This window comes from Klebsiella sp. MS 92-3 (assembly GCF_000195655.1).
GTDB lineage: Bacteria > Pseudomonadota > Gammaproteobacteria > Enterobacterales > Enterobacteriaceae > Klebsiella > Klebsiella pneumoniae.
In genome coordinates, this window is sequence record NZ_GL882816.1 from 20,974 (window position 1) to 33,728 (window position 12,755).

A 12,755-nucleotide genomic window follows, 5' to 3' on the forward strand; every position below is an offset into this window, starting at 1 on the left:
GCGCCGCCGGGCAATTTCAGCACGCGGCGGAATATAAAGTCAGGTGCACAAGATAATATTAAAAATCTATTCTGCTGCTCGCGTGACTTATTATTTTAAAGGGGGCAACGGTTTTATTTTACCATGCAGCGCCGGATTATCGCTTTCATCTTTCAGACCCACCCCGGTAAGCCGACGCAAAAAAGCCTGCTCCAGCAGCCAGGCCAGTTTAAAGGCGGCGGCGTCATGGCTTAATCCCTCCGGCCGAATATTGGAGATACAGTTGCGCTCAGACTCCAGGCGCTGACGATGAGGCTGCCAGGTGAGGTAGACGCCGAGGCTGTCCGGCGAGGAGAGACCCGGTCGTTCGCCAATCAGGATCGCCACCGCGCGGGCTTTCAGGGTTTCGCCAATATCATCCCCCAGCGCCACCCGCGACTGATGCGCCAGCACCACCGGCGCCAGGCCGATACCCAGCGTCCGCAGATAGGGCAGCAGGGCGCGGATCAACGGCACCGCCTGGCGCTCTACCGCCCAGGAAGAGAGGCCGTCGCCGATCACCAGCAGCAGGTCGGCGGGGCGGACGCCGCTGGCGGCGAGGTCGGCGCGACTCTCATCGGCGAGCTGCCGCCCGAGATCCGGGCGCCGCAGATAGGTATGACGGTCCGGCGCGGCGCTGTGCACCGTCAGGGCCTCGAGGCCGAGCGCCGCCAGCGGCGCCACCAATTGTTGGCTGGCGAACGGCTGATGAATGGCATCCCGCGCTCTGGCGTGGGCCAGACCAAAGTTGAGGACTTCGCGGGTCGGCAGACTGGCGCCGCTGCGCCCCAGGGCGATCCGCGCATCGGTAAATTCACGCAGCGGGTTCCAGGCATCGGGACGGTTCATACAGAGGCTCCTTGCGGCAGGACGGACAGCAGTGGATGACGGGCGTCGGTGAGCCGCAGCGCGCCATGCGGATCGATAATTTGCATTTTCGCCAGCCAGTCGGCGAACTCCGGGGCATGCTTTAAGCCCAGCAGGCGACGGGCGTACAGCGCGTCATGGAACGAGGTGCTCTGGTAATTGAGCATGATATCGTCCGCTCCGGGCACGCCGATCAGGAAGGTGAGCCCGGCGGCGCACAGCAAGGTCAGCAGGGTGTCCATATCATCCTGATCCGCTTCCGCGTGGTTGGTATAGCAGACGTCGCAGCCGATCGGCAGGCCCATCAGCTTGCCGCAGAAATGATCCTCCAGCCCGGCGCGAATAATCTGCTTGCCGTCGTAGAGATACTCCGGACCGATAAAACCGACCACGGTATTGACCAGTAGCGGTTCAAAGTGGCGGGCGACGGCGTAAGCCCGCGCCTCGCAGGTCTGCTGGTCGACGCCGTGGTGGGCGTTGGCCGACAGGCAGCTCCCCTGGCCGGTCTCAAAATACATCACATTGTTGCCGAGGGTACCGCGCCTGAGGCTGAGGGCCGCCTCGCGGGCCTCCTGCAGCATGGCAAGATTGATGCCGAAGCCGCTGTTGGCCGCTTCGGTACCGGCCACCGACTGGAACACCAGATCCACCGGCGCGCCGCGCTCAATCAGCTGCAGCGTATTGGTCACATGGGTCAGAATGCAGGACTGGGTAGGGATGGCGAAGCGCTGAATAATATCGTCCAGCATGACGTTCAGCTGCGCCAGCACCGGTAAGCTGTCGCTGGCCGGGTTGATGCCGATCACCGCGTCCCCGGCGCCGTACAGCAGCCCGTCGAGCATACTGGCGGCGATGCCTTTCAGGTCGTCGGTGGGATGGTTGGGCTGCAGGCGTACGCTGAGGTGGCCGGGCAGGCCGATGGTGTTGCGAAAGCGCGTCACCACCTGGCATTTGCTGGCGGCAAGGATCAGATCCTGATTGCGCATCAGCTTACTGACCGCCGCCGCCATCTCCGGGGTGATGGCGCGGGCGACCCGCTGCAGCGTGGCGGTATCGGTAGCATCATCCAGCAGCCAGTCGCGAAAATCGCCGACCGTCAGGTGACGCAGGGCGGCAAAGCCCTGCGCATCATGGGTGTCGAGGATCAGGCGAGTCACTTCGTCCTGCTCGTAAGGGATAAGCGGGTTGTCGAGAATGTCGGTCAGCGGCACCTCGGCGAGGGCCATTTTCGCCGCCATCCGCTCTTCGGCTGAGGTGGCGATAATCCCTGCGAGGGCGTCGCCGGAGCGGGCCGGCGACGCTTTCGCCATCAACGTTTTCAGACTATCAAAGCGCCATACCTGGCCCGATAGCGTGGTTTTATACATGCCGCCTCCTCAGGAGACCGTGCGCAGTTGAGGATCCACTGGCGCCCGTTCACGGGCCGCTGCGGTTTTGCGGAACCACAGGTAGCCGCCGAGCATCATCGCCGCGAAAATCAGCGCCAGCAGCAGGTTATACCAGACCATCGCCACCAGGCAGAGCACCGCCATGCCGAGGGCAAAGGCCGGCGCCAGCGGGTAGAGCGGGGCGCGGAACGGACGGATCAGCTTCGGCTCGCTACGGCGCAGTTTGAACAGCGCCGCCATGGAAGTGATATACATAACAATAGCCCCAAATACCGACATGGTGACGATGCAGGCGGTCAGCGGCATGCCGCTGATGGTGATCAGCGAGTCGGAGAAGATCGCGGCGATCCCCACCACGCCCCCGGCGAGGATCGCCAGATGCGGGGTGCGGGTGCGGCGGTTGAGGGAGGCCAGCCCGGCGGGCAGATAGCCGGCGCGGGCGAGGGAGTAGATCTGCCGCGAGTAGCCCATAATGATGCCGTGGAAGGAGGCGACGAGGCCAAACAGCCCCAGCCACACCAGCATATGCAGCCAGCCGCTGCCGTTGCCCACGACCGTCTTCATCGCCTGGGGCAGCGGATCGTTAATATTGGACAGCGCGCGCCAGTCGCCGACGCCGCCGGCGAAGACCATCACGCCGATCGCCAGCACCGTCAGCGTCAGAATGCCGCCGCCCAGGGCGCGGGGAATGGTGCGCTGCGGATCTTTGGCCTCTTCGGCCGCCATGGAGGCCCCCTCAATGGCGAGGAAGAACCAGATGGCGAACGGAATGGCGGCGAACATCCCCGGCAGCGCCAGGCCGCTGAAGCTGTCCGCGCCCGCCCAGCCGTTAGTGGTGAAGTGGCTCCAGGAGAAGCCGGGGGCGACCACGCCCATGAACACCAGCAGCTCGAAGATGGCCAGCAGAGTGACGATCAGCTCGAAGGTGGCGGCGATGCCGACGCCGAGAATATTGAGCGTCATAAAGATCACGTAGGCGCCGCAGGCGACCCATTTCGGATCCAGCGCCGGAAACTGCACGTTGAGGTAGGCCCCGATGGCCATGGCGATGGCCGGCGGGGCGAAGACGAATTCAATCAGGGTGGCAAAACCAGCGATAAAGCCGCCGGTGGGCCCGAAGGCGCGGTAGGCATAGGCGAAAGGGCCGCCAGCGTGCGGGATGGCGGTGGTCAGCTCGGTAAAGCTGAAAATAAAGGCGCAGTACATGGCGGCGATCGCCAGGGCGACGACCATAAACCCCATCGTGCCCGCCTGCGACCAGCCGTAGCTCCAGCCGAAGTACTCCCCGGATATCACCAGTCCGACGGCGATCCCCCATAAACGAAAACTGCCGAGCGTTCTTTTTAAGGTGGTGGTGTGCTCTGTCATACGTATTGCCTCGCCAGATAGAAAGGTGCTGAACGACAGGCTGCAAAGAGAGTGCCAGAACGTTGCCTGCCGCGATAAGGCGTCAGTCCGTGGCGCGCCCGCTGGCGCTGCGCAAAAATGGGGCAGGCTGCACGCTGTCGGCGCGCGCCCTGGTGCAGCGGCTTTGCTTTTTCAGCGGCGGCACGGTATAACACTTCTTCTTTTGGATGTTTAGATGTCTATACGTTTATACGCATCATGACCCGGGCAAGCGGGCTGGCGTGAGAAAATAAAATGCAAAGCACAACACAACAACAAGGTGGGCAGCTGAAGCGCACCATGAAAACGCGCCATCTGATCATGCTGTCGCTCGGCGGCGTGATTGGCACCGGCTTATTCTTTAATACCGGCTATATCATCTCCACCACCGGCGCGGCCGGGACGCTGCTGGCGTATCTGATTGGCGCCCTGGTGGTCTGGCTGGTGATGCAGTGCCTTGGCGAACTGTCGGTGGCGATGCCGGAGACCGGCGCTTTCCACGTTTACGCGGCGCGATATCTTGGCCCGGCGACGGGCTATACCGTGGCGTGGCTCTACTGGCTAACGTGGACGGTGGCGCTGGGGTCGAGCTTCACCGCGGCGGGATTCTGCATGCAGTACTGGTTCCCGCAGGTGCCGGTCTGGATCTGGTGCGTGGTGTTCTGCGCAGTGATCTTCGGCCTTAACATCATTTCGACGCGCTTCTTCGCCGAAGGCGAGTTCTGGTTCTCGCTGGTGAAAGTGATCACCATCGTCGCGTTTATTATTCTCGGCGGCGCGGCCATTTTCGGCATCATTCCGATGCAGGATGGCTCCCCGGCGCCGGGCCTGCGCAATATCACCGCCGAAGGCTGGTTCCCGCACGGCGGCCTGCCGATCCTGATGACCATGGTGGCGGTGAACTTCGCCTTCTCCGGGACGGAGCTTATCGGCATTGCCGCCGGAGAGACGGAAAACCCGCATAAAGTTATTCCGGTTGCCATCCGCACCACCATCGCCCGGCTGATTATTTTCTTTATCGGCACCGTGTTTGTGCTGGCGGCGCTGATCCCGATGCAGCAGGCGGGAGTGGAGAAAAGCCCCTTCGTGCTGGTGTTCGAGAAGGTGGGCATCCCTTATGCGGCGGACATGTTCAACTTCGTGATCCTGACGGCGATCCTGTCGGCGGCTAACTCCGGCCTGTACGCTTCGGGGCGGATGCTCTGGTCGCTATCGAACGAGAAGACGCTGCCGGCCTGCTTTGCCAAAGTCAATAAACGGGGCGTGCCGGTGACCGCCCTGTCGGTGAGTATGCTGGGCGGCGTGCTGGCGCTGTTCTCCAGCGTGGTGGCGCCAGATACGGTGTTTGTCGCGCTGTCGGCGATCTCCGGTTTTGCGGTGGTGGCAGTGTGGTTGAGCATCTGCGCCTCGCACTTTATGTTCCGCCGCCGCCATCTGCAGCAGGGTAAGGCGCTGAGCGATCTCCAGTATCGCGCTCCCTGGTATCCGGTGGTGCCCGTTCTGGGCTTTGTGCTGTGCCTGGTGGCCTGCGTGGGCCTCGCTTTTGACCCGAGCCAGAGAATTGCGCTGTGGTGCGGGATCCCCTTTGTGGCCCTGTGCTATGGTGCCTGGTATCTTACTCGTTCACGGAATATGACTCAGGAGCCCCAACATGTCGCAGACTAATCCGTTTACCGCCCTGCTTGCCGCCCAGCCTTTCGTGCTGCTGGACGGCGCCATGGCCACCGAGCTGGAGGCACGCGGCTGCGATCTGGCCGACAGCCTGTGGTCGGCGAAAGTGCTGCTGGAGAACCCGCAGCTGATCCGCGATGTGCATCTCGACTACTTTCGCGCCGGGGCGCAGGTGGCGATCACCGCCAGCTATCAGGCCACTCCGGCGGGCTTTGCCGCGCGCGGGCTGGATGAGGCGCAGTCCCGGGCGCTAATCGGCAAAAGCGTCGAGCTGGCGCGCAAAGCGCTCGAGGCGTACCTCGCCGAGAACCCGCAGGCCGGTACGCTGCTGGTGGCCGGTTCGGTGGGGCCGTATGGCGCGTTTCTCGCCGACGGCTCGGAGTATCGCGGCGATTATCAGCGCAGCGCGGCAGAGTTCCAGGCCTTCCACCGCCCGCGCGTCGAAGCGCTGCTGGATGCCGGCGCCGACCTGCTGGCCTGTGAAACCCTGCCGTCATTCGCTGAGATCCAGGCCCTGGCGGCCCTGCTGCAGGAGTATCCCCGCGCCCGCGCCTGGTACTCCTTCACGCTGCGCGACGCCGAACATCTCAGCGACGGCACGCCGCTGCGCGAGGTGATGGCCGCCCTGGCGGATAACCCGCAGGTGGTGGCGGTGGGGATCAACTGTATCGCGCTGGAAAATACGCCCGCGGCGCTGGCGCATTTGCACAGCCTGACGGCCCTGCCGCTGGTGGTCTATCCTAACTCCGGCGAACATTATGATGCGGTGAGCAAGACCTGGCACCATCATGGCGAAGCCTGCGCCAGCCTGGCGGATTATCTGCCGCAGTGGCTGGCGGCCGGGGCGAAGCTGATCGGCGGCTGCTGCCGCACCACGCCGAAGGACATCGCCGCGCTTAACGCGAAGCGCTAAATTTTTGCCGGGTGGCGCTGCGCTTACCCGGCCTACATATTGCGCGAACCGGATGCTGGGTAAGGCGTAGCCGCCGCCCGGCGCCAACCATCTGCCACTAACTCACCGCACAAAACCAACTATCCTTTCCCGCTTTTGTTCTAAAAACGATTCGCTATTAGCCAGAATTTTTAATTACTTCATCTCCATCCTGATGCCGGAAATACTGCACCTATAACAACTCAGGGGAAGCAGACATTATGGCATTCACATCGCGAATTACTCTTCTGGCGGCGCTGGCTGTCGCCGCCTTCCAGGCGCAGGCGGTCAACGTTACCGTGGCGTATCAAACCTCCGCTGAGCCGGCGAAAGTCGCCCAGGCGGACAACACCTTCGCCAAAACCAGCGGGGCGACCGTCGACTGGCGGAAATTTGACAGCGGCGCCAGCGTGGTACGCGCCCTGGCCTCCGGCGATGTGCAGATCGGTAATATTGGCTCCAGCCCGCTGGCGGTGGCCGCCAGCCAGCAGGTGCCGATTGAAGTGTTCCTGCTTGCCTCAAAGCTCGGCAACTCCGAAGCGCTGGTGGTGAAGAAAAGCATTACCAAACCGGAAGATCTGATCGGCAAGCGCATCGCCGTGCCGTTTATCTCCACCACCCACTACAGCCTGCTGTCGGCGCTCAAACACTGGGGCATCAAGCCGGGCCAGGTACAGATTATTAACCTGCAGCCGCCGGCGATTATCGCCGCCTGGCAGCGCGGGGATATCGATGGCGCTTACGTCTGGGCGCCAGCGGTTAACGAACTGGAAAAAGAGGGCAAGGTGCTGACCGATTCTTCTCAGGTTGGGGAGTGGGGCGCGCCGACTCTTGACGTCTGGGTGGTCCGTAAGGACTTCGCCGAGCAGCATCCGGAGATCGTCAAAGCGTTTGCTAAAAGCGCCATCGACGCCCAGCAGCCCTACATCGCCAACCCGGAGGCATGGCTGAAACAGCCGGACAACATCAGCAAGCTGGCGCGCCTGAGCGGCGTGCCGGAAGCCGATGTCCCCGGTCTGGTGAAGGGCAATACCTATCTCACCGCCGCTGAGCAGGCGCAGGCGCTGAACGGGCCGGTCAATCAGGCCATCGTCGATACCGCGCGCTTCCTGAAAGAGCAGGGCAAAGTGCCTGCGGCGGGAACCGATTATCGTCAGTACGTTACTGACCGCTTTGTGAAGTAAAGGAGGCGGCGATGCTGCAAATCTCGCATCTTTCCGCCGACTACGGCGGTAAACCGGCGCTGGCGGATATCAACCTGACGCTGGAGAGTGGGGAGCTGTTGGTGGTGCTGGGGCCTTCGGGCTGCGGTAAAACTACCCTGCTGAACCTGATTGCCGGATTCGTGCCCTATCAGCACGGCAGCATCACCCTCGAAGGTCAGCGGGTGACCGGGCCGGGCGCAGAGCGCGGGGTGGTCTTCCAGAACGAAGGTCTGCTGCCGTGGCGCAATGTGCAGGATAACGTGGCGCTGGGCCTCCAGCTGGCGGGCGTGGATAAAGCGCAGCGCCGGCAAGCGGCGGCGCAGATGCTGAAGAAGGTGGGGCTCGAAGGGGCGGAAAAGCGCTTTATCTGGCAACTGTCCGGCGGTCAACGCCAGCGGGTGGGCATCGCCCGGGCGCTGGCGGCGAATCCGCAGCTGTTGCTGCTGGACGAGCCCTTCGGCGCGCTTGACGCCTTTACCCGCGAGCAGATGCAGACGCTGCTGCTGAAACTGTGGCATGAGACCGGCAAACAGGTGCTGCTGATCACCCATGATATTGAAGAGGCCATCTTCATGGCGACCGAGCTGGTGCTGCTGTCGCCGGGGCCGGGACGGGTGGTGGAGAGGCTGCGACTTGATTTCAGCCGTCGCTTTGTCGCGGACGAATCCTGCCGCAGCATTAAATCCGACCCGCGCTTTATTGAACAGCGGGAATACATTCTGAGCCGGGTGTTTGACCAACGGGAGGCTTTCTCATGAGCGTGGTACTGAACGACAAACCGCGTCAGTCGACGCTGAAGTGGCGCTGGCCGCTCTCCCGCCAGCTCACCCTCAGCGTGGCGACCCTGGCGGTATTGCTGGCCGTCTGGTGGGCGGTCGCGGCGCTGCAGCTGATTAGTCCGCTGTTTCTGCCGCCGCCGGGCCAGGTGCTGCAGAAGCTTATCACCATCGCCGGGCCGCAGGGCTTTATGGATGCGACGCTCTGGCAGCACCTGGCGGCGAGCCTGACGCGGATCGTTATCGCCCTGTTGGCGGCAGTGCTTATTGGCGTACCGGTGGGGATCGCCATGGGGCTCAACTCGACGGTGCGCGGGATCCTCGACCCGCTGATCGAACTCTATCGTCCGGTGCCGCCGCTGGCCTACTTACCGCTGATGGTGATCTGGTTTGGCATCGGTGAAACCTCGAAGATCCTGCTGATCTACCTGGCGATTTTCGCGCCGGTAGCCATGTCGGCGCTGGCAGGGGTAAAAAGCGCGCAGCAGGTGCGGATTCGCGCCGCCCGTTCGCTTGGCGCCAGCCGGGCGCAGGTGCTGTGGCTGGTGATCCTGCCCGGCGCGCTGCCGGAGATCCTCACCGGGCTGCGCATTGGTCTCGGGGTGGGCTGGTCAACGCTGGTGGCCGCTGAGCTGATCGCCGCCACCCGCGGATTAGGATTTATGGTGCAGTCTGCCGGCGAGTTTCTCGCTACCGATGTGGTGCTGGCGGGGATCGCGGTGATTGCCATTATCGCCTTTTTACTGGAACTGGGTCTGCGCGCGCTGCAGCGGCGCCTGACGCCCTGGCATGGAGAAGTACAATGAGTGAACGTCTGAGCATTACCCCGCTGGGGCCGTATATTGGCGCGCAGGTGAGCGGGGCGGATTTAACCCGTCCGCTGAGCGACAACCAGTTTGAACAGCTGTATCACGCGGTGCTGCGTCATCAGGTGGTATTCCTGCGCGAGCAGAATATCACCCCGGCGCAACAGCGCGACCTGGCGCTGCGGTTTGGCGACCTGCATATCCATCCGGTCTACCCTCACGCCCCAGGGGTGGAGGAGATTATCGTCCTCGATACCCACAACGATAATCCGCCGGATAATGACAACTGGCATACCGATGTCACTTTTATCGACACGCCGCCCGCCGGCGCCATTCTGGCGGCGAAAGAGCTGCCGACGACCGGCGGGGACACCCTGTGGACCAGCGGCATCGCCGCCTGGGAAGCGCTGTCAGAACCCTTCCGGCAGCTGCTGAGCGGCCTGCATGCCGAACACGATTTCCGCAAATCGTTCCAGGAGTATAAGTACAACAAGACCGAAGCCGAGCATCGGCGCTGGCAGGAAGCGGTGGCGAAGCATCCGCCGCTGCTGCATCCGGTAGTGCGTACCCACCCGGTGACCGGCAAGCAGGCGCTGTTCGTTAATGAAGGCTTTACCACGCGAATTGTCGAGGTGAGTGAGAAAGAGAGCGCAGCGCTGCTGAACTTCCTGTTTGCTCATGTCACTAAACCGGAGTTTCAGGTGCGCTGGCGCTGGCAGCCGAACGATGTCGCTATCTGGGATAACCGGGTGACGCAGCATTACGCCAACGCCGACTATCTGCCGCAGCGGCGGATCATGCATCGGGCGACGATCCTCGGCGATAAGCCGTATTACCGGGCGGGGTAAGGCTTGTAGCCGGTTAAGGCATCAGCCGCGAGCCGCGGAGAACATTGCCCGCTGCTTTCCGGAGGCGTCGCCTGACGCGCCTTTTCCGGGCTACCGAACCGTCGGAAACGGTGAACCATAGCCCGGCTAAGGCGCAACGCGCCGCAAGCCGGGAAAAAGCTTTTATGCCGATTTTTGCGCACCCAGATGCGCGCCAATATAGCGCTGATAGCGGTTCGCTTTCAGATAGGTCAAATCCACCAGCACCAGACCATCCACGCAGTTGTTGAAATCCGGGTCGCTGCCGAAATCGATAAACTGCACGCCGCCCGGCTCGCACACTTCCGAGTACTGCTTATACAGCGGGGGGATCGCGCAGCCGAGATTGCCGAGCAGAGACTTCAGCCGGGCCAGGTCGTCGTTGTAATCCTCCCCGCCAAACTGCGCCAGCACGTCGGGCAGCGACGCCGGATAAGGGCGACGCGACTCCGCCAGCGGATGCGTCGCCGGGAACCACATCCGGTAGAAGGCCACCAGCAGATCGCGGGCGGCGGCCGGCAATCCGCCAGAAATCGACACCGGACCAAACAGATAGCGATAGTGCGGATAGCGCGCCAGATAAGCGCCGATGCCGGACCACAGGTAGTCCAGCCCGCGACGCCCCCAGTAGCGCGGCTGGATAAAGCTGCGCCCCAGCTCAATGCCGTGCTGCAGGACATCGTCCATCCGCCCGTCGTAATGGAACAGACTGTAACTGTAGATCCCCTCCAGGCCGCGCTTTGCCAGCTGGATGGCCGTCGGCATAAAGCGGTAAGCGCCGACGATCTCGAGGTCTTCTTCATCCCACAGGATCAGATGCAGGTAGTCGTCGTCATACCCGTCGATATCCCGCCGTTTGCCGCTGCCTTCCCCGACCGCGCGGAAGGCGATTTCCCGCAGGCGTCCCAGCTCGCGCAGCAGCGGCGCGTCCTCCTGGCCGTTGCGCTGCCAGAGGTAAATCACTTTGCCATCGGCGGTGCGGCCCAGGCATTCGGCCTTGTGCAGTTCGCGTTTGAGCAGCGCCCGGTCTTCCGGACGGGCGATAGCGCTTTCGGTTTTAAAGCGCCCCGGCAGCCCTTTGCGCAGCTGTTCAAGGTGCTGATAGCAGCGGCCGGTAAGCTCGCGAGCGCTGGACTGGGCATCGAACCAGTTCGACCAGGGGATCTGCTGGCCGATACGCACCGGCAGGCTGCTGTTGCGCCGGCGAAACATCTGCTGCATCAGCAGGAGCAGCGGCAGGTTGTCTGATATCAGCGTGCTGGCGTAAAACAGGGCGCTGTTGCGGGCGTTAATCCACGCCGGCAGCAGCGGGGCGCGATATTTTGCCGCCAGCTTAATAAAGCCGGAGTGCCATTTTTTATCGCGGATACCGCGACGGGTGAGGCGGGAGACTTCCCCCGCCGGGAAGAAGATCAGCACCCCGCCGGCCTGCAGCTGCTGGTCCATCTGCTGCAGCGCCGCTTTAGCGGTGCGGCCATGAATATTATCTACCGGGATAAACAGCGAGCTCAGGGGCTCAAGGTGGGTGAGCATGCGGTTGGTGACCACTTTGACATCGCGGCGCACGCGGGATACCGCATACAGGAGCGCCAGGCCGTCGAGGGTGCCGGTGGGGTGGTTGGCGATAATGACCAGCGGGCCATATTCGGGGATTTGTTCGAGATCGTGCGCCGGGATGGCGCAGCGGATATTGAGGTATTCCAGCACCTGTTCGACCGTATCAAGCCCCTTCAGGTGGCGGTGACGGTCGGCAAATTGTTGAAACTCTTCCTCATAAAATAGCTTTTTTAACAGTTTCTTTTGCCAGGGGGCGGGCCTCGCCTGAGGCCACAGGTCATCGAGTACGTTGTCGAGACTAAACATAGTGGCTCCTCCTCCGTCCTGCCCAGACAGTAGAAGGTGGAGATGTCGTTCAGATTACAGTTGGGTGAAGTTTCGGTCGCAGCAAGCGAGGTTCCCCGGATAGCGGCGCAAGCGCCTTATCCGGGCTACGGTTGGCGCCGATTTGTAGCCCCGGTAAGCGTCAGCGCCACCGGGGAGAGGCTATCGGCGTTCACCGCAGCTAAGATCAAAGCTATCGCCAGCCCAATTTGGGGGATATAGCCCGCGCTGGACATCGCGATGAAAGGTTGAAAATGGCCAATCGATCACCCGGGTGACCCAGCCATGCTTAAGTGGATTGATATGGATGTAATCAACGTGTCGGCGGTAATCATCTTCATCGCGTATGGCATGCTCCCAGAAGCGCGGTTGCCAGAGGGGTTGTCGTTTTAACGTTCTGCTAAAACAGCCTTTGATATCTCTCCAGCGTGAAGAAAAATCGTCATCATTATGAGGTAGTGTCCAGATGCAATGCAGATGTTCAGGCAACACCACCCAGGCATCAATAATAAAGGGGCGATGTTGTTTAACAACGGCGACAGAGTAGCGCAATAATTCTATGTTTTCAGTTAGGTGCATGCTTCTACGGTCTTTAAGGTTAACAGTGAAGAACCAGGTTCCCCCCTTAATGTAATAACGTCGATAAGCCACCACAGGATCTCCTGGAATTCGGTATTTATGATGTGGTTTAACACGTTAGAAGGCGAAATCCGGTACGCCAAGGAGAAGGCGCAGAAGGTGGAAAGCGGCGCGCAAAGTTTTAGCTACAGATATTGGTTAGCGCCTGTCCCCGGATAGTGGCGCAAGCGCCTTATCCGGGCTACGGTGTGGTGGTCGCGATAAATACAGCGCACCGGAGATGAGGTTTGGTAGCCCCGGTAAGCGCAGCGCCACCGGGGAGGGGCGGGGTTAACGGAGGGTCTTTTTTTTGGCCAGATCGAGGGCGAAATAGCTGAAGAT

General features: G+C 61.9%; 12 protein-coding genes. 7 read left to right on the forward strand and 5 right to left on the reverse strand.

The annotated features are described in order from the left end of the window. Positions 1-90: 90 nt before the first annotated feature. The 3 genes from eutC to eat are packed head-to-tail and all read right to left on the reverse strand — an operon-like array spanning position 91 to position 3,641. Entirely contained in the window at positions 91-867 is a 777-nt protein-coding gene (gene eutC, locus HMPREF9538_RS12070; RefSeq protein WP_004147268.1) for an ethanolamine ammonia-lyase subunit EutC, read from the reverse strand. Continuing rightward, a complete protein-coding gene (locus tag HMPREF9538_RS12065; protein ID WP_004183139.1) occupies positions 864-2,252 on the reverse strand; it encodes an ethanolamine ammonia-lyase subunit EutB in 1,389 nt (462 codons plus the stop codon). The genes eutC and HMPREF9538_RS12065 overlap by 4 nt, the downstream gene beginning before the upstream one ends. Positions 2,253-2,261: 9 nt before the next feature. Further along, complete coding sequence (eat, locus tag HMPREF9538_RS12060; RefSeq protein ID WP_009485306.1) at positions 2,262-3,641, reverse strand: ethanolamine permease; 1,380 nt, start codon at positions 3,639-3,641, stop codon at positions 2,262-2,264. Between the two features lie 62 nt (positions 3,642-3,703). Here eat and HMPREF9538_RS32290 point away from each other — a divergent pair, with 62 nt between their 5' ends. The 7 genes from HMPREF9538_RS32290 (at position 3,704) to tauD (ending at position 9,896) form a co-directional block, all read left to right on the forward strand. Further along, positions 3,704-3,832: a hypothetical protein gene (locus HMPREF9538_RS32290; RefSeq protein ID WP_004217023.1), complete on the forward strand. Its 129-nt coding sequence runs from the start codon at positions 3,704-3,706 to the stop codon at positions 3,830-3,832. 82 nt (positions 3,833-3,914) lie between these two features. Continuing rightward, positions 3,915-5,324 (forward strand): S-methylmethionine permease, encoded by a 1,410-nt coding sequence (gene mmuP / locus HMPREF9538_RS12055; RefSeq protein WP_002890161.1) that lies wholly within the window; start codon positions 3,915-3,917, stop codon positions 5,322-5,324. Next, positions 5,311-6,243: a homocysteine S-methyltransferase gene (gene mmuM / locus HMPREF9538_RS12050; RefSeq protein ID WP_009485307.1), complete on the forward strand. Its 933-nt coding sequence runs from the start codon at positions 5,311-5,313 to the stop codon at positions 6,241-6,243. The genes mmuP and mmuM overlap by 14 nt, the downstream gene beginning before the upstream one ends. A gap of 239 nt (positions 6,244-6,482) precedes the next feature. Next, entirely contained in the window at positions 6,483-7,445 is a 963-nt protein-coding gene (gene tauA / locus HMPREF9538_RS12045; RefSeq protein WP_002890192.1) for a taurine ABC transporter substrate-binding protein, read from the forward strand. An 11-nt stretch (positions 7,446-7,456) separates the two neighbouring features. Beyond that, a complete protein-coding gene (tauB, locus tag HMPREF9538_RS12040) occupies positions 7,457-8,224 on the forward strand; it encodes a taurine ABC transporter ATP-binding subunit (RefSeq protein WP_009485308.1) in 768 nt (255 codons plus the stop codon). Next, complete coding sequence (gene tauC / locus HMPREF9538_RS12035) at positions 8,221-9,048, forward strand: taurine ABC transporter permease TauC (RefSeq protein WP_004144603.1); 828 nt, start codon at positions 8,221-8,223, stop codon at positions 9,046-9,048. The genes tauB and tauC overlap by 4 nt, the downstream gene beginning before the upstream one ends. After that, positions 9,045-9,896 (forward strand): taurine dioxygenase, encoded by an 852-nt coding sequence (gene tauD / locus HMPREF9538_RS12030; RefSeq protein ID WP_004147277.1) that lies wholly within the window; start codon positions 9,045-9,047, stop codon positions 9,894-9,896. Before tauC ends, tauD begins: the two co-directional genes overlap by 4 nt. A 162-nt stretch (positions 9,897-10,058) precedes the next feature. On the opposite strand, the gene HMPREF9538_RS12025 is transcribed toward tauD, so the two are convergent. Both HMPREF9538_RS12025 and HMPREF9538_RS30105 read right to left on the reverse strand, forming a co-directional pair. Beyond that, positions 10,059-11,777: a lysophospholipid acyltransferase family protein gene (locus HMPREF9538_RS12025; protein ID WP_009485310.1), complete on the reverse strand. Its 1,719-nt coding sequence runs from the start codon at positions 11,775-11,777 to the stop codon at positions 10,059-10,061. A gap of 180 nt (positions 11,778-11,957) precedes the next feature. Continuing rightward, the gene (locus tag HMPREF9538_RS30105) at positions 11,958-12,449 is read right to left on the reverse strand and encodes an REP-associated tyrosine transposase (protein WP_004178721.1); all 492 of its coding nucleotides are present in this window, start codon (positions 12,447-12,449) and stop codon (positions 11,958-11,960) included. Between the last annotated feature and the right edge of the window lie 306 nt (positions 12,450-12,755).